Source organism: Pseudoalteromonas sp. CuT4-3, from assembly GCF_035666335.1.
GTDB lineage: Bacteria > Pseudomonadota > Gammaproteobacteria > Enterobacterales > Alteromonadaceae > Pseudoalteromonas > Pseudoalteromonas atlantica.
The window spans coordinates 2,048,331-2,072,582 of sequence record NZ_CP142030.1; the positions used below are offsets into that span (position 1 = coordinate 2,048,331).

A 24,252-nucleotide genomic window follows, 5' to 3' on the forward strand; every position below is an offset into this window, starting at 1 on the left:
AAACAAACTCAACAAGTGAAGAAAATTAACCTATAGACTTTAGTCTAATATACGTACAAATTTAAATGTTTAACAGCGTGTAAACCAGCGTAATTACTGCTTGTTTTGAAAAAGGTTTTAAAACGAGTGTTATGCAGTAGTTACGCATACAAGCCAGCGAACTGTACAAAAATCAGTCTTTAAAATTTATTTTGTTTTTATGCTTTTGGCGACTTTTCCTACGCTCAAGCCTTGCACTAAAATTGAAAAAACCACCACTGCATAAGTTAAAGCCAATAATATATTACGCTGCGCTCCATCAGGTAGCTGCAACACCAGTGCCACCGAAATACCGCCACGTAACCCTCCCCAGGTTAACACTTTCCATGCACCACTGGGCAGCTCGAGCTGTTTATTAAAAATAGTTGTTGTTAGGCCAACCACAATAAGCCGTGCGCATAGCGCAATTAAAATGGTTAAAACGCCCGCCACCAGCAAATTAGCTGAGTACACAATCATTACCACTTCAAGGCCAATTAGAACAAATAAAATGGCATTTAAAATTTCATCAATTAGCTCCCAAAACAAATCAACATAGTGGCGTGTTTTATCACTCATGGCTAAATTACGGCCATGATTACCCACCATTAATCCCACCATAACCATCGCAAGTGGCCCCGATAAGTGCCAGTGACTCGCCAATGCATAACCGCCTATAACACCCGCTAGCGTAAGTAATACTTCTTCTTGGTAGCTATCTATTGCTTTTAATAAATAATTTAAAGCACCGCCCAATATTAAACCAAATATTATACCGCCCCCAGCTTCAACAGCGAGTGTATGAGCCACTGAGTATGTAGTTGGCATATCACCACTGGTTAAAATTCCTAATAAAAGCGCAAATACCACCACGCCTATACCATCATTAAATAGCGACTCCCCCGCTATTACAGTTTCAATACTTTTAGGCGCGCCAGCAGAGCGTAAAATACCCATTACCGCTATCGGATCGGTTGGCGAAATCAACGCACCAAATAATAAACACCATATAAACGATAAATTAAATCCCAATAAAGGCACTACTACATATAACGCTGTAGCAATAATCACTGTTGAAACTAGCGTACCCACACACGCTAAAATACCTATGGGTAATTTATAACGTCTTAAGTCACTTACATTAACGTGCAGCGCCCCAGCAAAAAGCAGCATTGAGAGCATGCCGTCGAGCAATACATGAGTAAAATTGAGTTGATCAAGTAGGCTTACTTCGTAATCAATAAGTTCATCAAACCCTAAAAAGCCCAAAAATATGGCCGCAATAGACACTAAAAGCGAAATAACCATCACCCCAATGGTGGTTGGCAGGCCTATAAACCGATGATTTATATAAGCAAGTAATGCGGTTATAGATAAAAAAATCGCGCTAATTTCAAATATACTCAACGTACTGGTGACATCCATAATCTAGCTCTCTTAAATTTAAAGCCTAATAGGTAGTTTCCACTTTTATGATTTGCACTTTTTAACCGTGCAACGCAAAAAGCCCATGCTAAGAATAAACCTAACATGGGCTTTTTATACACTGGCTTAATTAAAGCATGTTTAGTGCTTTTTTATAGCGCAAGCTCTTCTTTAGCAAGTGTTAAATTATGCGATACCATTGTACTGTTAGACATTTGCGCTGCCTCGTACAAATCAGCAATGGCTGCAGTGTCATTATTTGATTTTAAGCGCGCAACACCTCGGTTACTTAACGCGAATGACGTAAGTTGGCGTACTTTAAATTTAGGGCCGTCTGCATCTTTTAAAAGTGCAATTGCTTTTGTACAAATTGCTTCAGCCTCTGCATAGTTTTTTGACTTAACATTCAGTGCGCAACTATTAAATGACTGCTCAATTGGCTGCGGTGCAGTCGCTTGTTCGATAACCATTAATTTGTAGTCACTTGTATCAGCCATTACAGCAGCTGAGCAAGTTAATAAAGAGCCAAGAGCGATGGTTTTGATAAGTGAGCTTTTCATGATTATATTCCTGTTGAGTTAGTCGTGCTTGTTGCCGACAATTCAACTTTAGAGAATTAACACAAAACCGACAAACGATTAAAACAAAACCAATAAGTGAAGAAAATTAACTTATAGACTTTAGTTTAATGGAGAATTACTACTTTACGGCAATTGGTATTTATACAATCAGTAACCGAACCCGCACTTTACTTAGTCCGTTCAAGTAGCTTAACTTTTCCATAACAGCTTCAAACTTAAAGCCTATGTCTGCAGCATCATTTATCCACCAAACCAGCTGTTAAAGCACCAAGTGCTTAGCAAATTTGCGTTTGATTTACTTTGGACCGGTAATAACTATTTACAAAAAGGTTAGCAAGCCATGGGCTATAACGGCGCGCCCCCTTACTTTTAATTCGTGATTGTGGATTGGAACAAAACTCAAACTTGACGTATTACTACAAAGTTCCATAACATCATTTATCACCCAAACCTATAAACTCCCTCGCCCATATGCCATAATCTAAATAATTCATTATTTTAGTAACTTGGCGCGTATTTAGGCGTTTATAAGTTAACTACTCAGGGTTTTCAGCATGGCATATCAAGAGCAAAATCAAGCAACAATCTACTGGCACGACTATAATCAAAGTTAGATAATGCATTGTTTTTAGTGACATAATGTAAAATATAAAAATAATTTATACACATATTTATACACACTTACTATCCAAATTAAAAAAGGGCTAAAGCCCTTTTTTAATTTAATAATTCTTGATTTATAGATGCGCTATTATTCAGTAGCCGTTGTAGTGCTGAGTCTAGAAGCTGATGCTCTAGTTCTGTGTAGTTTTCGTCTCTGGTTAACAAAGTTAAAATTGCTTGCATCTCTGTGTTTAGTTCTGCGATTCGATCTAGCTTTTCCATCATAATACAAATTACCTTTTCTGTTATTTGCAGATAGCCTAACCTACTTTTAAAATCGCGCAACTGAATGGAATTTCACTATTCCACCACTGGCTCTAATGTGCTTTTTAAGCTGCTGGCTGCTGATTTGTGGGCGGTAAATTCGCCTTTGGTAATTGGCGGTCCCGCGCCCTGGTCTTTGTGGCCGTGTGTTTCTAGGCTTTGGTTTATGTCTTTTACCAGTGCGATTAAATCTAGCAATACTTGCGCTACGTTTACCGAATTATTTCCTAGCCACACTGTTGCGCCCTCTACTTTTGCCAGTTTGGCGGCTTTGGCGTGTAGGGTTTTGAGAGTGGTTAGGTTCATGTTTTCGGTGGCTTCAATATCTACCTGTTTTTTACTGCCAAGTAATAAACCCTCTAAAGCTACAATTAAGGCTTTCTCACCCACTACGGCTTTTAATGCGCCCATAACTTCGGTTATTTGGTTGCCGTCTATTTTTAGCGTGTCGTGCGTGGCTATGCTGGTGCTGCGCTCGTGGTAATTTTGCTCGCTGCTGCGTGCTGTTGTTTTGTTTGTGTCGCTGGTTTGGGTTATTTCGCCGTCGGTTGTGGTGTGCCAATTGCCGTCGCGGCCTTGTATTTTGCTGCGGCTGTTTTGCTGTAGTATTACGTCGGTACGTTTGTGCTCGGGCACTAGGCTTTGCCATGGCAGTAAATTGGTGATCACGGCATGGCTGTTTAGGCCGTCTATATATTGTATTAAACAATGCATGCCTGGCGCTGGTTCGTTTAATAATCCGTGGTCGGATGCTTGTCCTGTGCCGAGTGTTACCTGTTGAAAAACGGGCACGGCCAATGGCTCGCCTGTTAGCGGGTTTAATAGCTGTACGTCGGCTGCTTTTAGCGGCCTAAATGCGGTGCTAATGGCTGCGCCGCCGCTTGGTAGGTCATATATTTTTTCAATGCGCGCCAATTGCGGCAGGTGTTTACGCTCGCTTAGCTCTGGAAAGTAGCGCTGTATTAGGCGTTTAATGGCTTGTTTGACCATCGTATGTGCATCCTGTCGTTGATTAGTGTTACTTCGGTTATGTGGCGGCCGTTTATTTGTATGCCTGGTCTTAATTTTGGGATAGCTATTAGCTCGCCGGTGGTTGAGCTTTTGGCTGTTATTGTGTGCTCTGGAAAGTCGTTTATTGCTGCGAGCGGCCAGCGCGAGTCGTGCCAGCTGCCAATAAATATTTTACCATCGGGGCGCTGCTGAAATATAAAATCGCTAATGCCCCACACTTTAGCTACTTGCCTAAGCGCTTCAATACCTGTGCCGCTGTGATAAAACGCGGGTGCTATTTTATTTAAATATTCGGCGTTTTCAGGTGTTACGAACTCAACACCGAGCTTTGCCAATTCATCGAGCACGGCTTTTATTGTTGCGTGACGAATAGCAAGCGGGGCGGGAAAGCTTAGCGCGCCTAGCAGTTCGCGGCAGGTTAAATACCAGCGGCCGTTGGCTTGGTGCTTTGACTCTATTACACCGAGAAAATACGGGGTCATATTATCAAGTGTGTAACCTAGGTGCAGCTCGACCAACCCGCTTGGCTCTTGCTCTGCGACTACTTCAAATTTTGCGCGGCCGGTGCTGGCAATGTCTAGTTGCACGGTTTTGCTAACAATATTGGTTACTGTGTTGCCGCCAATTGTTAGCGTGTTAGAGAGGCGAGTACTCATGGTCCTTCGACCTCGTTAAATTTATTTTGTACGTCGTCGTTGCTGGTTGTTGCTTGCGGCTGGGCGCTTTCGGTTGCTTGCTCGTCTAGCTGCTGCTGCTCGCGCTCTGATACAGATTGCACTTCTACCAGCTTAAATGCTACTTGCCAGCCTTTTTTGTTTTCTATTTCGCTGGCGCTTATGTCGCCATCGAATTTTGCTTTACGTATTTTATATGCTGCGGCTAGCTCGTTATTTACGGTGTAAATGATACGCGCGCCGTTTTCATCCAGCGCTTTTGCTTTGCTTATTAGTAAAGCTAGGCTGGCGCTTTCGTTAAATGGGATTTTAGTATTTACGGTTAGTGTACCCGACTTTACGCCTTGGTCGCTACTTAGTGAAAAGCTGCCAAGACCTGACATGTCGCCACCGGCTAATTTTACGCCTGCGTTTACGCGGGTTTCGAACCCGGGCACGTTCCAACCGTCGAGTGCTATGCTCATAATACCTCTTTAATTTTATTAAGTTCGCCCTGCTCGCCAACGAATAAACACAGTGCCCAGTAGCTATGATCATTACCTTTGTTAGCCACTGAGTCGGCTAGCTGTTTTGCTGTGCTAGCTGTTATTAATTGCACATCTACGGCGCTGCTTTTTGCTGTGAACTGTGCTTGATTTAATCGCTGGTCGCGGGCTTTTTTTATCTCTGCTGTTTGGGTTAGTGCATCGTCAATGGTAGTAATTAATTGCTTGCCGCTATCATCGACCACCGCGAGTTCGTCAGCTATTAGCTGCTCACGAATTGGCAATAGGTTTTGCAGGGTGTTTATTTGCCACTCTAAACTTTGGCCTTCGTACACTGCCAGCTTGCTTTGCTCTAGCGTGCTTTGGCTTTGGCCGTATTGCGCGCAGGCGATGAACTCGGCTATTGGGCAGTATTCATTTATTGTGCTGAGCTTGCTTGCCATTGCGGCGGGGTCATTTGCGCTTACAGATAAAAGCAGCGCGTTGTATTGGGCTGGTTTATCTGTGCGCGAGTCGTCTTTTATTGCTGATGCAAGCAGCTGCGCGCCCTCTTGCATTGAGCAAGGGGCGGCGGCTTGGTGGTAGCATAGCGCTATGTTATGCATTTTCTGCTGTGCTTTCTGGCAGCGGGTAGCGCGCTTTAATTTCGGCCACTTTGTCGCGCCATTTTTGTAGCGACTCTGGCGTGCCTTCGAACTGCGCCTCCATGTATAGCGGGTCTGACTCTTTTGTGTATGCAGCTTGGCGCTTTTCTAGGTTTTGGCTTAGCTCAAACTGCTGCTGATTTAATACAGATTCAATTTGCTCTTGGTCCATACCTAGCGATTGCATGTATTCGCTGCTTGTATTGCTATGACTTGTGCCTTTGTAAATGTATGTAAACATAGTTTTACCTTTTAATGTTTTGGAAAGTGCGATAAAAACCACACTTAAGTGTAATTAAAGCTCAACGAGCTATTACACAAAAAGTCCTGGGCGGAATCCGATATTGCTATTTTTAATAGTACGTGCACTATGAAGCCCTAAAGCCCCCATCCCTGCGTTTGAACCAATCAACCAACTACCTCCACGAATCGCAAATCTTCTACCATAGTTTCTACAATAAATAGCGCCATTTACCGTACTAGCTGATTCTGATTCTATTAGAAGCCTACGTAATAACTCTATTTTGTTATAGTCTGCTGCTTTCTCTACAGCTGCAAAATGAGCGTTACTCGTAGTGGGGTTACCGTGACCATTATTACCTAATGCACCATTCCTATTGCTAATGCTAGAGCTAAGCTTAGGTGAACCTATGCTGTCTGTTCCTTCAGTATTAGCAGTTGGTGAGTCAAAAAATGCAACATGCTTGTTCCAGTTATCTTCAACAATTTCAGGGTTATTATCTAATGTTGTAATCACCTGCCCTTCGTCTAGCATCATTTGATCTAACCACTCCCAAACATTACCGACTAAGTCTTGAACACCCCATTCAGTATGATCATGCGTCCATGTTGCGGGCCCCTTTCCTGTATCTGTGCTAGCTGTTCCAAATGTTTCTCCTGGGATACCATTATCGCTACGGCGGGCTGTTTCTAATTTATTTTCGTGGCTGCGACCGTGGTTTGTATTTCCGCGTGGTACTGTCCCATTAGCAAGTGACCATAGTGCGATTGCAGCCCATTCATGAATGCTCATCATGTGCCAGCCTGCACCTTTGTTGTTACAAAGCGTTTTTGCTACATCGTAGTTAACTGATGTACGTGGTTGTACACCACCAATTACTGAACAGCCGCCATTAGCGCCTGATGATGCTAAGTATTTTGCAATGAGCACCTCACCCATTTGCTCGCCGTTACGCTGGAACATGGTTGGTGTACCTGTGCCTAGCATTAAGTCAACGCCAAGGCGATCTAGAATAGCCTGGTTGATATCTTCGTAATTAAACCGCGGGATGCGCACCATGACATTTGGATTGCCTTGCTCGTCAATTACTACCGTATTGCGGCCACCTGATGCATCTTCGATTGCTTTTCGGTAGCCGTCTGATGCAACGATTGCCAGTTGCGCCGAGTTTTCTGCGACCTGCTGATCAAGTGCTGCTTTTTTACTGTTGTAGTCGCTGGCTAGCTCGGCTGTTTTTGAGTCTATCTCGGCTGCTTTATTTTCTACTGCTGTAACCACACGGTCTGCCGCGGTTACGATTTCGTTGATTTGTTCAATGCTCATCATAGTTCCTTAGTAAATACTGTAAATTCTGACATTAAGAAATAGTTACGCAACGTGCGGTACATGTTGTTTACCTGCGCTGTTGCTGTGGTTAGTGATAGTGCGTTTAGCGCATCTATTTGCGGGCTGTAATCAAACATCCATGATTGCGCTGGGATGGTAATACGAGCCAGCGCCGCCGCTGCTGCAAACTTAAGAACAAACGATCGGTTGTGTACGTTATTTACACCTTGGCGTTTGCGCTGAAGCGGCAGGTAATCGACGGCTAATAAAGTACCGTTTTGCGTTACTAGGCCTATCCAGTTGTAGTCAAAGTCGCCGATTTCTTGCTCTAGCACCACGGCCCATGCAACGGTGTTTGCGTCAACATAGCCAGACACATCAATATTTCGGCGGTGTACGATTTGCAAATCGCTTGGCATGGGCTCGTTTGGGTTGCGCTCTTCTTGCTCGTTTAGGTTTGGTATTTTTGCAAACACCAGCTCTTTTACATCAAGCCCTTTGTTTTCAAGTGCTCGGGTGGTTATGTAACTTCTTCCGGCGTTAGTCATAATGCCGGTGATGGCTTCGCTCATAGTATCTCCTTGGCGATACTGACACCGCCCTCTTTACTTAAAAATCCATAGTGATGATGTGCGGCAATAACATGCTGCATATCTGTGGTTATTGCTTGGTGTGTGGTGTTGCTCACCAAGTTATCGAGCCCTAAAAATTGATATAGCAGCTCAGTAGGCAATGTATGCTTTACGTTGTGCGTTATTGCATGCATTGGCGCGTGGCTGCTTTCGTTTTGCAAGTCAGTAAAACCGTGGCTGTATTGTTGCTGTGCTTTATTATGAGCTTCTAAACGTAGTGGGTGATCAATATGGCAGCTATCCCACTGCACGTGAGTTAACCCCAAACTTAGTGATACATCAGCTTTGTTATGTACGGTTAATTCGTAGCGGCGACACGTTCGACCGTAGAGCTGTATTAGCTCTGGCAGTAAATCGGTATTGCCTGCGAGTGTTGAGTCAGTCATATCAATAGCAATAATGTCCCAGTCACGACCATCAATACGCTCACGCACGTTAAGCACTTCTAACCCCAAGCGGTCAAATATACTTTTAACTGAGGAAATTTCGCCGGCGTCAATAGTATTTACCAGTGCATGCTGCACGCGCTTGCGGTATAGCTCGATTGGTTCGTCATCTAGGCGAGTTGTTAAGCGCTCCCACGCTAAAAAACCTAATACGGGATCTTCGTTTTTCGATTCGTCTTTTTGGTTTACCGCCCACATAACGTAGTCACGTGATTTCTCCCAATAACAGGTTGCTGCTTTTACGAGTTTTTCGGCATAGCCTTTGTTTAACCAGGTGGCGATTTCATTAGCCATTTGCCACCTCGTTAACGGTTAGTGATGTAAGTACCGGTAGCCAGTTCGCGGCGGTTATATCGTCAATATCAAATTTAATTGATTTAAGCTCGCTAAATTGCTCGTGGCACTCTGATATTAATTTGCTGATGCTGAATACCGTTTGATGCGCTACACGTGTTGGCGCATATGCTGCATTTTGCCTGAACGCTGCTTGTATAAATGTTGTTAGCTCGCTTTGTATGTCTTCGCTTTGCGAGTGCAGTTTGTATGTTGCTGTTACATTAAACCCAGTGGTTGCCATTGCATGCACTATGAAGTCGTCGCCCAAGCCGTGATGCCCTGCGGTTCTTATGTGCTGATTGATTGCACCCAACAAGGCAGTTGGCACTGCGCCTATGTCTAGGTATATGTAGGCGTTTGCCGTGCCTGGGCCGCGCGGCGCTCCGGTTTGAATATAGATGTTATCTATTGGCACGCCAAAGCTTGCGATTATTTGTTTGTATACTGCGTTAATGTGCCAGCGGGCGGCGGTGCCGAACACGTTACGTATGCGTAGGCGGTAATGCTCTGTGCTTTCTGTGTCGGCCCCGGGCTTTATTAGCCAGTCTTCGTTATTAGCTACTGTTATACCCTCTTGCTGCTCAACAAAGTAACGGTATGCATTGTCTGGCAGGTTGTATGCTGCGCCCTCTTCTTGCGCTTGCGCTAATGCGTACGCCGTGCTTTGACCTGCTGAAAAATGCACATCTTGCATTAGCGTTAATTTATATACTTGTTCGCCTAGCACGTCGGTAGCAATTTGTGCACCGGCGGTAATTGAGCTTTCTCCGGCAGTGTTTTGGCGCGTGAACGTGAGTATGCCTTGAGCCGCTACGCCCACCTGAATGAAAACGTTGCGCGCGGGGCCGTGCTTTTCTATTAGTGATTCGCGGTTGGCGGTCATTATAAATAGATTTGGCATTAGCTGTTGTGCAACCCAGTTTAATAGCTGCACTAGCGGCTTTGTGATCAGCGCTTCAACGGTGCGCCAAAAAGGGCTGAACGGTGAGTTATTAGCAACCTGTATGTTTTGCTCTTTTAGCTGTGCTTGCCATTGCTTCGCTGCTGATTGCTCGTCCATTGGCAAGCCTGCATTTTGCATCATTGTTTTAAAGTTCATTGCTGCTCCCATACTGGCGCGTTTGTGCGTTAATGCTTAATGTGCCGTCGTCGTTGCGGTGCACTTTTATTGTGCCTGGTTTTACGCGATTGTCTTGCTCGGTTAGTAATTCGAGTTCGGTTAATATTGGCTCTATTGCGTTTTTGTTGCGCAGGCCAACAAGCTTGGTTAGTAAGCCGCTTTCTAAAATGCGGTGCTTTATATCCTGGCTTATTACGTCTGCTTTTTTAAACGTGCTTGGGCTTAGCGAGTCGTTAAGCATAAAGTCGCCGTCTTGTATTTCTAGGTCTATGTGTAGCGCTATATCAAATTTCATTAACCTGCTAGCTCCATCATTTGTTCAAAGCTTTGCGCTAAGTCGTCTGATTTAAAGTTTACGTTCTCAATGCTTATATGCTTGCTGCTGTCACTGCTATTGCTGTTGTTATTTGTACTGTTGCTGTTGTTAGTTAGGCTTTGCAGGTAAGCCGACTTTTGCAGCTTAGGCTTATATGCAGTGGCCTGTTGTTCTGCGCTAATTTGCTGTGCTTTTTCGGCGCTGTTGCTGGCTGTGTTAGTAATTACCTGATCTGTTTTTACGCTGGGTAATGCTGGCTCTGGTGTTGCACCTTGGTTAACGCTTACCAGCTGCGCTTGCTTAGGGTTATAAATAGGCGAATTTGCCGAGTTAGCAATATTGTTACTTGCAACCGTAACTGCTTTGTTTTGTGTGACGTTAGTTGCGTTGTTGATTGCCGTTGCCGCATTGTTTTGCGTGGCGCTCACTGCGCTGTTATTTACTGCGTTGTTTTGCTCGCTTGGGAATGCATTATTTATTAATGCCTGGCTGCGGGCTTGCGCCTGTAAATTTAACGGTGCGGTGGTGTCGGTTGGCACTGCAGGCAAGCGCTGGCTAGTAAATTTAAATGCATCGTTTGCGGCTTCACGCTCGGTCATTACTTTTGGTTGGGCAGCTATGACCTTCGTGCTAGTTGCGCTGTTAGTTACCGTTGCCGCATTGTTTTGCGTGGCGCTCACTGCGCTGTTATTTACTGCGTTGTTTTGCTCGCTTGGGAATGCATTATTTATTAATGCCTGGCTGCGGGCTTGCGCCTGCAAATTTAATGGTGCGGTGCTGTCGGTTGGCACTGCAGGTAAGCGCTGGCTAGTAAATTTAAATGCATCGTTTGCGGCTTCACGCTCGGTCATTACTTTTGGTTGCGCTGAATAAACAGGGTCGTTTGCTGCTGGACCTGCTAATGCCTGCGTGCGCGGCTCTTCGGTTTCAACAATTGCTGTTACTTTAGGCGCTGCATAATTTATAGGACTGTTTGGCGCTATGTATTGCGAACTTTCTTGCTGAGCTGGCGCGCTTGCTTTACTGATAACGCTTTGCCCGTAGTCGCGGCTGTAAGCTTGGTCGGCACTTTGCATAACCATTGTTTGCGGCTGAACTGCTTGGGTTACCTGCTCAACTTTGTTTGATACTTTTGCTGGCTCGTCGTCTGAGAAAAACGAGATAACCGAGTTTAATACGCCGTTGTCGGCGATGGCTGAAATAAAGCTACTTACGCCGTCAAATATTCCACTGATGCCGCTGGCTATGCCGCCGAAAAAGTCGCCCAAAAAGCCGAACGTTTCGGTTAAATAATTTATTAGCGATTCAATTATGTCGACTGCGCTTTGCCAAATTCCGGTGAAAAAACCTGATACAGAACTCCCCATGCCTGAGAAAAACCCGGTGATGGCGCCGCCAAAGCTAGACAGTAAATTACCCACATACGAAAATGCTGAGCCTATGGCGTTAACCATGCCCATAACTACGCTGCTAATTGCCGAAAATGCGGGTGCAAAAAAATCGTACACTCCTACGGCTATTGTTTTTATTAGCCGCCACACCAATTGCAGTGGCAGCGTTAGCAGGTCGAACGCAACTTTAAGGTATTTAAACACGGTTGAACTTTCCGCCCACTCATTAAATGCGGCGGTTATGTCGTCAAAATAATAGATAAGTGCGGCGACAGCGGCGATTAATGCAACAGCTGCTATAACAATCCACGTTAATGGATTTGCCCAAAGTGCGGCGTTAAATAGCCATGTGGCCGCTTGGCCTGCAAGCATAACCGCTTTAAATGTACCCATGGCAATAGCGGCCGCACCCATGGTAGCTATAAGCGATAAGAACCCTGCAACACGCAGTGCGATTAATGCGCCCTGCCATAGCTTAGTTACTATTAGCTGTGCATTGGTTAGCGTTATGCCAATGCCTGTTGCAAAGTTATATAGCCCCATGGCAAAGGTGGCTATACCGAAGGCGGTCATTAGCGCAACTACGCCCACTACTGCGGTTGCGATCACGCTTGATAAAAATGGGAACTCTTCGGTTAGCGAAACGATGCCCGCAAACATTGACGCAAGCACTTCTACAAATGGCTCTACCACTGGCAACAAGCGGTTACCCATTGCTGTGGCTGCGGCATTAAATGAACCGCCCATTCTATCCCATGGGCTTGCAATGATGTTTGCCATTTCTGCCGCTTTGGAATTGTCTTGCACGCCTTCGAAAACAGCAATGCCGTCTTTTAGTTTGTCTACTTTGGTGCTTAGTACGTCGACCGCTTTTGCGCCTTGCTTGCCAAATATTTGCGTTAGCACGTCGCCGCGCGCAACAGAACCCAACGATGATAGACGGTTATTAATACGCCCTAGCACCACGTCTATTGCAAGCATATCGCCATTATCAGCTGTTAATTCTATGCCTAGCGTTTCTTGTGCCTTGCCAATGCCTTGCAATAACGATGCGGCTTGCGTGCCCGCAACCGAACCCGACTTAGCAACTAGCTGTAACTCGCCCACTAGGGCAAATTGTTGGGCTGAGCTTAGGCCGATATTTGTTGCAGTTGCGCCAAGGTTTGAAAACGCCGCTTGCATTTCTGCACCGGTGGTTTTGTAAAGCTGTACTGCGGTGGCGGTTTGGCCTGCTATTTGGTTTACCCAATTAGACTTGCCCATTTTGTTAGCTGTTTTTTCGAATATGCCATACATGGTGCCCATGTAGCTGGTAATGGTGGCCGCGTCGGCCTTGGTTGCTACCGCTAGTATGTTTGATGTTTTAGTAAATTCTGATAGTTCATCGCCCGTTAGTCCGGCAATGGCTGATTGAATATCGTATGCACTGCGCACAAACTCGGCAGAGTTGCCACCGAACTGAAAGCCAAATTCGTATGATGTTTTGGTTAGCTTTTGCAATGCGTCGTCGGCAACGCCAAGTGATTGCACTTCGCCTAATGCTGCAACGTGATCAATTGCGGGAGCTAGTGATTTAGCCAGTGCGTAACCACCACCAACGGCCGTGGCTGCGCCGCGCATCATCTGATCTTGCGCGGCGGCTGTTTGCTGGCTCAGCTGATTAATTTTAGCCATGACTTTATTAACCGGACCCGTCACCTTGTCGATGATGCCGATTGAATAATTAAGCTTGTCTAACTTGCTGAGCGTGGCCATTACATTACTCGCTTAGTGCTTGGCATATGCCGTTATTTACAGCAACTACAAAGTTTTCTTGCTGCTGCGTTTCGAGGTATAGCGCTTGCGCTAGGCTCTCTTGGGTGGCGGTAACCGCGCCAAAATACTTGGCGTGGTATGCCTGTAGCTGATCTAACCGAGACTTGCCTATTTGCTTGGCTCGGTCTTCGATTTTTTTACGGTGAAATTAAACTCCGGTTGGTATTCTTCAACAATTGCGCCCACTAAAAATAATGCTGCGCCTGGCTGTTGCACTAGCTCTTTTACTTTTTTAGCGTCTTCTTGCACTACGGTGTTTAATACAAAGTTAGTGGCTGGCTGCACTTTGTTGTTTGGCTGCGTAGAGTTGATGTATTTGTTGTAGTCTGCTGCGTTTACGTTAAATGTAATTTCGCCTACCGGTGTTTCTAATGTGATTTTTTTCTCGAACGCCATGATTATTTACTCTCTGTTGGTTTTGCAATGTCTGCTTGGTCTAGCAGGGTGTAACTAAAATAAGGGCCGTACTTGGCTGCTGATTGGTCACACAAAGCAATAAGCTCGTTAAAGTCGTTTGGGTTGGCTAGCACTTGGCAACCTGCAGACCATTTATCAACCTGGGTTGATGTGGCTTTGCTGTTTGCTCGGTGGCAGTTAATACCAAAGTAACCTTGCTGTAGCTCGGCTTGTGGTGTGACTTCCGTGTCTAACTCGGTGTTTTTGTCGTTGTCGCGTAGGACAACAACAGGTTTGTGCTGCACGAGGGCGCGGTACTTGCCCTGGTGATAACCCAACTTCCATAAACTTTTATGCTGCCCTGCAATTAGCACTGCGGTGCCACTTACATTCATTGGGTTGGTTCGCCAGTACGTTCCTGCGTCTGTTGTAGCTTTGTACTGCTTTAATTGCCATTCGCCACTTTGCTGATACAGCACGCAAATAACATCGTTAAAGGTATTGGCGCGTGTGTTGTTGTGACGAATACCTATGATGTTTAGGTTTAATTCGCCCTCGAACACGCGGTAGCCGCAGGCCTTTAAAGTGCTAAGCAATGTTGCGGCAGTTAGTTTGCGAATGGCTTTTGTCATTACAAGTCTCTCACTTCATCTGATGTTAGGTACGGCACGCCGTTGATTTTTACAAAGTCGGGACTGGTGATCGGACACTTAATTGATGTTGTGTCTTCTTCGCCGCCGTCGGCTTTGATGTTTAAAATTTCGTCTAGTTGCGGTAGGCAGCCAAACGCTTCAATGTTCTTTTTGCCTGCCGCTACTTCTGCGTTAAATGCCACGTCGAACGGCTCAATGCCTTTCCAGCTACCTGCCTTTGCCGCTTGCGCTTGCACAATTAGCCAGTTTTCGTGGTCGAGCTTTAGGGTTACTTCGCCTTCTACGTCGCCGTCGATAAAGCCTTTTGGTACGCCACGCACTTTTTTAACTGTGCGGCCGTCGGTGATTTTTACGGTTGCTTCGATTACGTGCACCATTGAGTTACCAAGGAAAATATCGAAGTCTTTACCGCCTAGTACTTTTTGCATGTTCGCTCCTACTCTGCGTTATCTAACATGATGCCAACTATGATGGTGTTGGGTGAATCGATTGGCTTAACTTTGAGAACGACTTGCAATGTGGTTGCGTTCATAAACGTTAGGCTGATGCTGTCGTCTTTTGGCGTGTCGATTAGGCCCGGGAACTTGTCGGCACCAATGTTAATTGAGCGCGCCATTTCGCGTAGCGGTTTGCCCATAATGCGCTTGCCAAATTCAATGCCACTGGCACTGTTGTTTAGGCGGCGGTTTTTAATGTTTTGAATGGCAATAATGCGCACGTCGCGTGCGGCCTTGTCGACAATGCGGCCTGTTTCGATTTGCTGAAAGTCGCCACCTTCGGCATCTAACATGTTTACGTCGCCAAAATATGTGCCGTCAAAGTCTGGGTAAAACTGTGTGCAACTAAAGCGCAGGGCGTCTAGTGCGGCTGTGGTTGAGTTGGTTAGCGGTTTGCCTGCTGCATCTACTGGATGCGGCATTAGTGACATTGCCCCCGTAAGTACGCGCATTGGGCTATCGGCAATAGTGACTGCGCTTTTGCATAAACGCCCAGTTACTGCGCCTAGCTCGTCGCCAAATAACAAAGGAACAACAGCCGTTTGCGGTGCTACTACGCCGTCGGTTATTGGCTGTAATGCCGTTACTAAATCAGACCAATTTTGTAGTTCGGTTAGCCCTGGCGCTGCTATTAAAAAGCGCACTCGGCGAGCAAGGCTTGCTAGTATTTCAAGCGCTTTTGCTTGGTAGCTTTCTACTTCTGCTTTACCTGTTACTGGTGTGCAAATAACAATGATTTCGGGGCTTACGTCTTGATCCATTGCTTCGTCAATAAGTGCCATTACGTCGGCGTCGATTGCGTGCGCTATTGCATAACCACTTACTAGGTCGTCGCCGTTGCGCTGCCATGCTTTAACTTGGGTTTTTAACGGTGAGTCGGCTACGCCAAACTCAGCATCAAAGTCGCTTTGTGCATTAATGGGTAGAATTTTGCCGTTGTTTTCGGCTGCTTGGCCGATGAACAATACGGTGCGTTCTACCTGTTTTGTAGCGCCACTGCCTGTTTGAATGGCGGCAACGGATACTTTACCTTGTGCCATGGTCGTTCCTTTTTTTGCTTGCGCTACGCCACTTGCATAGCTTTGTTTAAAATAAAATTCATTTGCTCTTTTTGCTCGGCTACCGTTTGCCCCAAAAAGGAGCGGGCAGGTAAATCAATTTTCCATGTGCTCTTACCTGAGCTGCCCTTTAATTCGCGCAGTAAAAACCCTGCTTGGTTAATGCTTAAATTGTTTGTTATCCATTTAATACTTGGCCGCTTGCTGCCCTTGCCTTTGCCTCGCGGTATTTTGTAACCCTCGCTTATTAATGCTCTGGCTAAGTTGCGCGTGGCTGGGCCTTCTTTATTTTGTGCGGCACTGCTTTTGGGCTTACCTGCATCTAGGCTTATGCCCTCTTGGTGGGCGCGGGCTATTTTTCCGCTGTTGCCACCTTTAAAATATACGCTTGCGCTATTTGCGCCGTAGCGCACTTTCATGTTGCGCTTTAGCTTTGTTAGCATTTTCTTTTTTTTACCGTTGGCGCGGCTTTGCCATGTTTTACCGGCTAAATCGCTTTGCCTGGTAATGCGCTCTTTACTGCTTTTGTTTGCTGCACGTATTGCGCTGCGCAATATGTTGCGGCGCTTTTGCGGCTTAAGCTGCAAAAATGCTAACTGCTCTTTGCTGCGGCCTTCGTCAAACTTGAGATTAAGCACGGTTTACTTGACCTTCAAGTGTGAACGCTTCGGCTATCCACAGGCTTTGCTCGCCAAAGTCGTAGCGGTTGCCGTTAAATTCAAACGGGCCGTTGGGCGCTTGTATTAGTTCTATGTCTTCGCATAGCTGGTTTATTGTTAGCTCTACTTCGTTGCTGTTGTCGTCGTTAACGTCGGCGCTAAATTCAATGTCGGTGCTGTCGTATCGCCCGCCGTTGTTTTGCAACCAAATTGACGCAAAGGCACAAATAAGCGCTGCGGGTGCTGCGCATGGGTTTATGCTGATCGCTCCTGAGTAATAAAACCTTGCTGCCAATAGGCCGTTGCCGTTAATGGTTTTGCTGCTTGGCTCTATGCGGCCGCCTTCTATCCAGCTGTCGAACTGGGTGCTTAGCGCTAGGTTGCGGCCTTGGTATTCTGCGGTTGCTAAATGCTGCTTAAGCTTTGCTATTTTGCTTTGGCTCATAGTAGTTCTACCGATAAGTACGCGCTTAAGCTTTGCAGGCGGCGCATGGCGTTTATGCTTTCTCTTAACCAATGTTCGTGGTTGTCTATTGCCGCTTGGCTTTGTGCTGTTGCGTTGTCGCGGTGCGTGCTGCCTAGCTTTGATACCAGTAAGCTGGCTTTTGCTTTGCTGTAAACTGCGCGCTTATAAAACAGCGCTTGCTCGGCGCTTAACGTTTGGCCGTTGGTAAGCTGTGTTTTTGCTAGCTCTTGGTTAATTTCGGCCTGCGCGTAAAGTAGCTTTTCTAGCAGTACGTCGCTTTTACTGGCGTACTCTTGGGCTATTGCGTAGTGCTCAATAAAATGGGCGGTGCTTAGCGCTGGGTAATAGCCGCTGGCTTCAATGATCACATTGACGCTTTGTAAATCTGCTTGTGGCATACCGCTTAAGTTCATATTGCACCTGTAAAATACACACATTAAATTGGGTGCGGGCGCCACTTAGTCACGCGCGTTAAGCAAGTAATGCTAACGTTGTGCTAAGTTGCCCGCTGGCGTTGGAGCTAGTTAGCGGTTTGCTGCTCTGGCTCCGCTGGTTTAATCATTTTTTGCAATTCTTTTAGCAGGGTTTTAACGCCTGCTTTGTCGTTAATGAATTGAGCCATTTCGGCAAAGTGAAGGGCGTTGCCTAGGTTAAGCTGTGCTTTGTTAACCTTTGCGGCTATGGCGTAAAGCTTACCGCCCACTACTTCCATCCCTGCCCAATCTTGGTTTTTAACTACATTAATTAAGCGATGCAGGATAAAGCCGATGTCGTACAGGCCTTGCTGCTTTGATTCTGTTAGGTAGTAATTTGCGTCGTCGTAGAGCTGGTCGATAACGAACGCAGGCCAATGCTTGGTATTAAACACGGTTGGCAGTGGTTGCTTTTGCTCAATGAGTAATGGCAATAGTTCTAACACTGCATCCCAGCGTTTTAAGTCAACTAGCCAAATAAACACCCATGCCAACACTTTGTTGTGGTGGTTTTGGCCGCTTAGGCGGTATTGGTTTATGTAGCCTAGGTAGTCTTGGCGCTCTAGCGCTTCTGATTTGTATGTTGCTTTGTCGCTAATGTCGGCAAATGTTTTTAATTGAGCCAAATCGGATTCTATAGCTGCTGCATAAAGCTGGTACTCGGTTTGCGTGTTTACGGTTGCTGGCGCGTTGGCTTGAGTGGCGTTAGCCGCTGCCGTTGGCGCTTTATTTTCAGTGCTTGTTGGTACCGCTTTAGCTTTGGCTAATGATTTTTTGAAAAGGCTCATTTAAAAATACTCGCTAATTGTTAAAAAAAGCCGCCCCGAAACTAGGGAGAAAGAGGCGGCTTGCTGCTGCTAAAAAACTATTCCCAGCCGGTGCCTGCTTTGTTTGGCAGTTTTACGCTGGCTGATTCGAAGTATGCTACTTTTTCGAGGTCTTCGATGTAGTAACAGTCGTTACGCGATTGGTAGTCTTCTACGCGTTTCTTTTTTGGGTTGTCTTCTACGTGGGTGCGGGTTGATCCTGATTGCACGTAGTGACTTAGGTTGTCGAAACTTGTTACTAAAATGCCGCGCGCTGGAAAGAACGGAATTTTATAACTGGCTAGGCCGCCATATGTTTTAATGATTTGCTCAAGTTCGATTTTGGTTTTTTCGCTTGGCGTGTGCGACTGCTTTGCATACAACTTGTTTTGGTCGTTTGCTAGTAGTTCGTCGCCAATGATGGCAACCATGTTTACGCGCTTATGCTCTGGCACTGCTTGCAGTGCGTCGAACACGGCTTGGTCTAGGTTTTCGTAATCGCCACCGGCACCAATGCGAATTTCACCAACGGTTGCGCCTTCGCTAACTGCGCGCTCTGGTGCGTCGCGGCGAATGAGTTGCAGCCAGCCAATGTTTACGTCTTGCAGCATTGTGTTGGTTGTAATGTTCGTTGAGTCGGCGGCTGACGTGCCGTGAAAGCCAATTTTAATAATGTCTAGTGCAATTGCTTGGCGCACGTGGTTGCGGTAGCGCTGATGGAAGTCGGGGAACTTTGACCACTGATCCATTTTTGCCCATGATAAATGAATGTCGCATTCTACCGGGTAGCAACGGTATTCGCGTTTGGCTAGGCCTGCTACGTCGCGCGTTTGGCGCTCTTTGGTGTCGTCGCTTTCTACACCGGCACGCCCTGTTACGCCACCGTCTACGCTCATCATTACTGATTGGCCTACGATGTCGTCTACTAGTGCGGTGTTGATTAATTGTAGAAATTCTACTGAGTCGTACGTTGCGTCGTATAAGCGCTGCTCAGTTGTTGGCTCTACGTTGAACTGTTCGTTCATTGATGCTACGCCGTAGTTGCTGGCCATGCCTGCAAGTACTGCGATAAATAATTGTTTTGTTCTGGTTTTCATTTTCGTTCCTGCGTTTTGCTAAGTTAAGTTAGGGTGCGGCAATTACAAGCAGTTGCTGTATTTGCCTTCGTCGCCTTCGTGTTCTTCGTCGGCGTTGGTTGTGTCACCCGCAGGTGTTTTTAATGCTTTGGTAAACTTTTCGTTAAGTTCGTCAAGCGCTACTTTTGTGCTTGATAGCTCTTCCTTAAGCTTTGTTAGCTCGGCTGACTCTTCGGCTGGCGGGGCTGTTTCTTCTTCGCCTTCCACTTGAGTGGCTGAGAATGAATCAAGCTTTGTGGTTAGGCCGTCTAGCTTTTTGCCAAACTCTTCAAGCGGTGCGCCGAGTGCATCTTTTAATGCATTGGCTAATTGTGTTTCGTTCATGTCGGGATCTTCCTTAGTGAATAGTCGTTTGAAAAAGGGTTTTTTAGGTGTGTCGATAGGCTCACATGACCCTAAGTCAACGGTTAATAAAGAGACTTCCGTGTCGCCTGCTTTGCTCTTACTACTGAAATGGATGCGGTCGGTGTAGCAGCTTGCTGGGTAGTCGGTAACAGCTAGGCCGGTTAGGTAGGTTTTGCCAGTGCCCATGAAGTCGCGGCTAATTTCGATGCTAAAATATACAGCTTGGTCGGCTTTGTTTAATGCTACAAACCCTTGATTGGGCGCGAGTACTGCGTATAGGCACACTACGCCTTCTTCGTTTTCGTATGCTTCTACGCTTACTACGTCGCCTAGCATTCCTGGTATGTCTACGTTGTGTAGGTTTTTAGCGGCCCAGCCTGACCAGTTAAATTCGTGATCGAGGTTTATGCGTGCGCCATACTTGCGGGGGTTGTAGGTTTCTACTATGTCGGCTACGTCTTGCTCGGTGATTTCGCGGCCGTCGACGGTCATGCCAACAGCGGCAATAGAAAGTGGTTTTGTGCGTAGTTGACCTGGCATATAAACAAACCTTTTAAATGTTTTTTAATTAAGCTTAATGCTTTAAAGTAACTGCAGTTTGCACCCTCCTTTTGCACCTTTCCAACGGTTTAACTTTTTGAAATTCCTATATTTAACTTTTAGGAATGGGCAGGTTTATAACAAACAGATTACGTGCTTTATTACTAATACACTGCCGCCATGGATTAATTAATGTGGCGCAATATGAAGGCTAACTACGGACCAGACGTACGCAAAAAAGCACAGGATTTGTATGTTGTTGAGGGCTATACCTACGAGGAAATAGCTGATTTAGCAGGCATGCCAAGTGCGCGCAGCGTTAGGCGTTGGTCTGAGTCTGAGAACTGGGCTGACATGTGCCCAACATATAATGCCGAAATGGCGTTTAGCCGCCGCATTAATTTGTTAGCCGATAAAGACAATAAAACCGATGCTGAATATAAAGAGCTAGATTTTTGCACGCGCCAATTATGTGCACTAAATAAAAGCAAGCTTGCGCCTGCCCCTAAGCAACGCGCTAACAACGACGACACTGCTGCTGGCAATAGTGGCGGCAGTGGCAAAAAGTCGAAGAAGAAAAAGAAAAATGATTGCTCTGGCATTACGCTTGAAATGCTTGACGAGCTTAAAGACAAACTTCTTTATCCCCACCAAAAACATTGGTTTGAAAACCAAGATCACCGCGCCCGCTTTATTTTAAAGCCCCGTCAAATTGGGGCTACTTTTTACTTTGCATTTGAAGCCTTTTACGATGCGGTTATTAATGGCCGCAATAAGATATTTATATCGGCGAGCCGCGACCAGGCGGAAGTATTTAAAGCTAATATTGTGGCGCTGGTGCGTGAGCATTTTAATGTTGAGCTGACCGGTTCACCAATGGTGCTAAATTTGGCTGGCGGCAAAACTGTTAAGCTTATTTTTAAAAGCACTAATGCGCGCACTGCACAATCGGAAAGCGGCGACTTATATATAGATGAAGTTTTTTGGATCCCTAAATATAAGAGCTTGCGCGGGTTGGCGCAGGCCATGGCAACGCATAAGCATTTACGAATAACCTATTTTAGTACGCCGAGTGTTACGAGCCATGAAGCGTATGACCACTGGAACGGAAAGTGGTACCGCAAAACAAAAGCCTGTAACGACCCTGAATTTGCGATTGATGTTAGCCATAAAAGTTTAAAAAATGGCAGGCTTTGCGAAGATGGCATTTGGCGACAAATGCTTACTGTGTACGATGTGGTTACCAGCGGGTTTGACCGCATTGACATTGGCGTGCTTGAAAACGAGTACAGTGTAGATGAGTTTAATAACTTGTTTATGTGTAAGTTTATTGATGATGCGCACAGCGCGTTTAACCTCAAGCAGCTTATGAACTGCGTGGGCGATTCGACCAAGTGGCCTGACTTTGATTTAGATTACGAACGCCCTTACGGGTTAAAGCCGGTGGTGATTGGTTTTGACCCTGCGCGTTTTGGCGACAAAGCGAGCGTAGCTATTTTAAGTGCGCCAATGAAGCCTGGCGAAAAGTTTTTGCTGCTTGAAGCAATTGATTTAAGCGGTAATGATTTTGAAGCGATGGCAAGCGAAATAAAACTACTTACCGAAAAATACAACGTTGTGCACATTGGCGTTGATACCACTGGTATTGGTTACGGCGTGTGGGAGCTTATTACTAAGTTTTACCCTAACGCCGAGCCAATACATTACAACCCTATTATTAAAAACCGCATGGTTATTAAAGCAATTAACGTTATTCAAAACCGACGCCTTGAGTTTGATCAAGACGCTGTAAACATTGCTAGCTCGTTTATTAATATTCGCCGCAAAGTTGTTGGCGATCAAATTACATATGCCACTAACCGCACAGCTACTACGGGCCATGCCGATATTGCGTGGGCAATTATGCACGCCTTGTTATTTGAACCTCTGGACGGTAATGCCCACAGCCGCCAAACATCTGTAGGAATTGCAGCTTAATGAAACCACGATTACAAGTAAGCAACGGCCAAGCGCCTAATTACAACCAACGAACTGCGGTGACTGATGCGTTTAGTTTTGGCGACCCCGAGCCGTGCTTAGATAACAGACTAACAGATTACGTTGGTGTATTTAGTGACAGCAACGGTATTTATGCGCCGCCCATTAGTTTGCAGGGTTTAATTAAACTGCTGCGCGTTAATGCCCAGCACGGACCCATTTTGTATTTTAAGCGCAATATGATTTTAAAATGGTATAAGCCCAACCCGCTGTTAAGCCATCAAGCATTAAGCAAATTTGGCTTTGATTTGCTGTGGAGTGGCAACGCTTATTTGCAAATTATTAAAAATTCGTTTGGGCAAATTATTAAACTGCGACACCTGCCTGCACTGACTATGCGCTATACAAGTACGCGCGGTGTGTATGCGCAATTAAGTAACCGCAGCCATGAGCCTATTTATTTTAATGCGGGCGAAATTATACATGTAAAAGAGTACGACCCCGGCCAAGGCATTTACGGTATACCGCAATATTATGGCGGTATTCAGTCGGCATTATTAAATGAAGATGCGACTTTATTTCGCCGCCGGTATTACAAAAACGGTGCGCACATGGGTTTTATATTTTCAATGGCTGATCCTAATTTAAGCGCTGAAGATGAAACGGCATTAAAAGATGCTATACGCGATAGCAAAGGCGTGGGTAACTTTAGAAGTTTGTTTTTTAATTTTCGTAGCAATAAGGCCGATGCTGAAAAAGCGATAAACATTACACCGGTTGGCGATATATCAACTAAAGATGAGTTTGAGCGGATTAAAAAAATTACGCTTAACGATATGCTAAGTATGCACCGCGCGCAAGAAGCGCTAAGCGGCCAGTCGTCTGGTGATAAAAACGGCTTTGGCGACTTAGATAAAATTACCCGTGCCTATTACAACAATGAAGTTGTGCCAATGCAGCAAGATGTTTTAGGTATTAATAATTATTTGCCTGCAGCGCAGCGCATTGAATTTAAAGAGCCTGAATATTCAGACCTTAACCCAACACCCAAGGAAGACGCATGAGCTGGATAGATATAGTTGAATTTATTAAACAGTGGGGGCAGTTGCTTATGTTGAGCTTTTTAGCGGCGGCTATACAAATGTATTTAAGCCGTAAGGTGTTTACGTTTTTTCATTATTTTATGAGTGTGTTAATTGCTGTTTTTGCGGCGTACTTGGCGGCTATGTTTTGCGAGTGGCGGCAATTTGATGAAAGCTTAAAAACGGGTGTTATTGGTGTAACCGCTTATGCGGCCCCGCACATTTTGGAGGGGATCAATAAATTTATTGAAACGTTTAGCAAAGACCCAAAGGGCTTTATTAAATTAATTAGAGGTGGCAAATAATGGGATGGCTTAAAACACTGGTTTCATTCATCACTGACCCAATAGCCGACTTAACCGGCGGCTATGTTGAGCGTAAACGCATAGCGGCCGAAATGGCTGCCGATGTTGCACGCGCTGAAAACAACTTTAAAATTGCCCAGTTTGAAGCTAAAGCAAAGCGCTGTATGCAGGCCGAGCAAAACGACGCCGATTATGATTTTCTTGTTTTAAAGAACCGCGACAAAACCATCATGGATGAAGTGATCATTCTATTCTTTTTAGGCTTGTTTGTTTGCCACTTTATACCGGTAATGCAGCCGTACATGCATAAGGGCTGGCAAGCAATGGGCTATGAAGGTGCGCCCTGGTACTTTGAATTTGTGATTGTAGGTATTGCCGTTTCAACGCTTGGGTTAATGCGGTTGTTTAGGGCGTTTTGGGGCGGTAAGGATAAAGGGAATAAAAGCGTTAGGGGGAGCTAGCGCTTAATCG

Annotated in this window: 27 protein-coding genes; 4 read left to right on the plus strand and 23 right to left on the minus strand. The window is 45.5% G+C overall.

Annotated elements, in window-relative coordinates; translation table 11 throughout:
* Window positions 1–186: 186 nt before the first annotated feature.
* From VOI46_RS09305 to VOI46_RS09415, 23 genes are all read right to left on the minus strand, one after another.
* Window positions 187–1,443 (minus strand): sodium:proton antiporter, encoded by a 1,257-nt coding sequence (locus VOI46_RS09305; RefSeq protein ID WP_004587202.1) that lies wholly within the window; start codon window positions 1,441–1,443, stop codon window positions 187–189.
* A 152-nt stretch (window positions 1,444–1,595) separates the two neighbouring features.
* On the minus strand, window positions 1,596–2,003 hold the full coding sequence (locus tag VOI46_RS09310; RefSeq protein ID WP_004587201.1) for a hypothetical protein: 408 nt from the start codon (window positions 2,001–2,003) through the stop codon (window positions 1,596–1,598).
* Between the two features lie 984 nt (window positions 2,004–2,987).
* Window positions 2,988–3,941, minus strand: a complete 954-nt coding sequence (locus VOI46_RS09315) for a hypothetical protein (protein WP_282337906.1) — start codon at window positions 3,939–3,941, stop codon at window positions 2,988–2,990.
* Complete coding sequence (locus VOI46_RS09320) at window positions 3,914–4,618, minus strand: hypothetical protein (protein WP_282337905.1); 705 nt, start codon at window positions 4,616–4,618, stop codon at window positions 3,914–3,916. Before VOI46_RS09320 ends, VOI46_RS09315 begins: the two co-directional genes overlap by 28 nt.
* Window positions 4,615–5,100 (minus strand): hypothetical protein, encoded by a 486-nt coding sequence (locus VOI46_RS09325; protein ID WP_002960001.1) that lies wholly within the window; start codon window positions 5,098–5,100, stop codon window positions 4,615–4,617. Before VOI46_RS09325 ends, VOI46_RS09320 begins: the two co-directional genes overlap by 4 nt.
* Window positions 5,097–5,726 carry a hypothetical protein gene (locus tag VOI46_RS09330; protein ID WP_282337903.1) on the minus strand — a complete coding sequence of 210 codons (630 nt, stop codon included), beginning with the start codon at window positions 5,724–5,726 and terminating at the stop codon, window positions 5,097–5,099. The genes VOI46_RS09325 and VOI46_RS09330 overlap by 4 nt, the downstream gene beginning before the upstream one ends.
* Complete coding sequence (locus VOI46_RS09335; RefSeq protein WP_282337901.1) at window positions 5,719–6,006, minus strand: hypothetical protein; 288 nt, start codon at window positions 6,004–6,006, stop codon at window positions 5,719–5,721. The genes VOI46_RS09330 and VOI46_RS09335 overlap by 8 nt, the downstream gene beginning before the upstream one ends.
* 72 nt (window positions 6,007–6,078) lie before the next feature.
* Window positions 6,079–7,329, minus strand: coding sequence for an SUMF1/EgtB/PvdO family nonheme iron enzyme (locus VOI46_RS09340; RefSeq protein WP_324738256.1), 1,251 nt, complete (start codon window positions 7,327–7,329; stop codon window positions 6,079–6,081).
* A complete protein-coding gene (locus VOI46_RS09345; RefSeq protein ID WP_282338184.1) occupies window positions 7,329–7,904 on the minus strand; it encodes a phage tail protein in 576 nt (191 codons plus the stop codon). Before VOI46_RS09345 ends, VOI46_RS09340 begins: the two co-directional genes overlap by 1 nt.
* The gene (locus VOI46_RS09350) at window positions 7,901–8,704 is read right to left on the minus strand and encodes a hypothetical protein (RefSeq protein WP_282338187.1); all 804 of its coding nucleotides are present in this window, start codon (window positions 8,702–8,704) and stop codon (window positions 7,901–7,903) included. The genes VOI46_RS09345 and VOI46_RS09350 overlap by 4 nt, the downstream gene beginning before the upstream one ends.
* Entirely contained in the window at window positions 8,697–9,845 is a 1,149-nt protein-coding gene (locus VOI46_RS09355) for a baseplate J/gp47 family protein (RefSeq protein ID WP_282338189.1), read from the minus strand. Before VOI46_RS09355 ends, VOI46_RS09350 begins: the two co-directional genes overlap by 8 nt.
* On the minus strand, window positions 9,835–10,161 hold the full coding sequence (locus VOI46_RS09360; RefSeq protein WP_004589628.1) for a DUF2590 family protein: 327 nt from the start codon (window positions 10,159–10,161) through the stop codon (window positions 9,835–9,837). Before VOI46_RS09360 ends, VOI46_RS09355 begins: the two co-directional genes overlap by 11 nt.
* Entirely contained in the window at window positions 10,161–13,328 is a 3,168-nt protein-coding gene (locus tag VOI46_RS09365) for a phage tail tape measure protein (protein ID WP_324737981.1), read from the minus strand. The genes VOI46_RS09360 and VOI46_RS09365 overlap by 1 nt, the downstream gene beginning before the upstream one ends.
* Before the next feature lie 168 nt (window positions 13,329–13,496).
* Window positions 13,497–13,784 (minus strand): putative phage tail assembly chaperone, encoded by a 288-nt coding sequence (locus VOI46_RS09370; RefSeq protein WP_002960018.1) that lies wholly within the window; start codon window positions 13,782–13,784, stop codon window positions 13,497–13,499.
* 2 nt (window positions 13,785–13,786) lie between these two features.
* Window positions 13,787–14,416 (minus strand): hypothetical protein, encoded by a 630-nt coding sequence (locus VOI46_RS09375; RefSeq protein WP_282338196.1) that lies wholly within the window; start codon window positions 14,414–14,416, stop codon window positions 13,787–13,789.
* Complete coding sequence (locus VOI46_RS09380) at window positions 14,416–14,865, minus strand: phage protein (RefSeq protein WP_282338198.1); 450 nt, start codon at window positions 14,863–14,865, stop codon at window positions 14,416–14,418. The genes VOI46_RS09375 and VOI46_RS09380 overlap by 1 nt, the downstream gene beginning before the upstream one ends.
* 8 nt (window positions 14,866–14,873) lie before the next feature.
* Window positions 14,874–15,974: a DUF2586 domain-containing protein gene (locus tag VOI46_RS09385; protein ID WP_282338200.1), complete on the minus strand. Its 1,101-nt coding sequence runs from the start codon at window positions 15,972–15,974 to the stop codon at window positions 14,874–14,876.
* 23 nt (window positions 15,975–15,997) lie between these two features.
* Window positions 15,998–16,630 carry a phage virion morphogenesis protein gene (locus VOI46_RS09390; RefSeq protein ID WP_324737982.1) on the minus strand — a complete coding sequence of 211 codons (633 nt, stop codon included), beginning with the start codon at window positions 16,628–16,630 and terminating at the stop codon, window positions 15,998–16,000.
* Window positions 16,623–17,096 (minus strand): phage tail protein, encoded by a 474-nt coding sequence (locus tag VOI46_RS09395; protein WP_282338205.1) that lies wholly within the window; start codon window positions 17,094–17,096, stop codon window positions 16,623–16,625. The genes VOI46_RS09390 and VOI46_RS09395 overlap by 8 nt, the downstream gene beginning before the upstream one ends.
* Window positions 17,093–17,530 carry a head completion/stabilization protein gene (locus tag VOI46_RS09400; protein ID WP_282338207.1) on the minus strand — a complete coding sequence of 146 codons (438 nt, stop codon included), beginning with the start codon at window positions 17,528–17,530 and terminating at the stop codon, window positions 17,093–17,095. The genes VOI46_RS09395 and VOI46_RS09400 overlap by 4 nt, the downstream gene beginning before the upstream one ends.
* A 107-nt stretch (window positions 17,531–17,637) precedes the next feature.
* On the minus strand, window positions 17,638–18,378 hold the full coding sequence (gpM, locus tag VOI46_RS09405) for a phage terminase small subunit (RefSeq protein WP_282338208.1): 741 nt from the start codon (window positions 18,376–18,378) through the stop codon (window positions 17,638–17,640).
* 77 nt (window positions 18,379–18,455) lie between these two features.
* Entirely contained in the window at window positions 18,456–19,493 is a 1,038-nt protein-coding gene (locus VOI46_RS09410; protein WP_282338210.1) for a phage major capsid protein, P2 family, read from the minus strand.
* 42 nt (window positions 19,494–19,535) lie between these two features.
* Window positions 19,536–20,417: a GPO family capsid scaffolding protein gene (locus VOI46_RS09415; protein WP_282338212.1), complete on the minus strand. Its 882-nt coding sequence runs from the start codon at window positions 20,415–20,417 to the stop codon at window positions 19,536–19,538.
* 192 nt (window positions 20,418–20,609) lie between these two features.
* Here VOI46_RS09415 and VOI46_RS09420 point away from each other — a divergent pair, with 192 nt between their 5' ends.
* From VOI46_RS09420 to VOI46_RS09435, 4 genes are read left to right on the plus strand one after another with little or no spacing between them, the layout of a single operon-like run.
* Window positions 20,610–22,394 (plus strand): terminase family protein, encoded by a 1,785-nt coding sequence (locus VOI46_RS09420; protein WP_282338214.1) that lies wholly within the window; start codon window positions 20,610–20,612, stop codon window positions 22,392–22,394.
* On the plus strand, window positions 22,394–23,458 hold the full coding sequence (locus VOI46_RS09425) for a phage portal protein (RefSeq protein WP_282338216.1): 1,065 nt from the start codon (window positions 22,394–22,396) through the stop codon (window positions 23,456–23,458). Before VOI46_RS09420 ends, VOI46_RS09425 begins: the two co-directional genes overlap by 1 nt.
* A complete protein-coding gene (locus VOI46_RS09430; RefSeq protein WP_002960036.1) occupies window positions 23,455–23,781 on the plus strand; it encodes a phage holin family protein in 327 nt (108 codons plus the stop codon). Before VOI46_RS09425 ends, VOI46_RS09430 begins: the two co-directional genes overlap by 4 nt.
* The gene (locus VOI46_RS09435) at window positions 23,781–24,242 is read left to right on the plus strand and encodes a hypothetical protein (protein WP_282338217.1); all 462 of its coding nucleotides are present in this window, start codon (window positions 23,781–23,783) and stop codon (window positions 24,240–24,242) included. Before VOI46_RS09430 ends, VOI46_RS09435 begins: the two co-directional genes overlap by 1 nt.
* Window positions 24,243–24,252 lie beyond the last annotated feature (10 nt).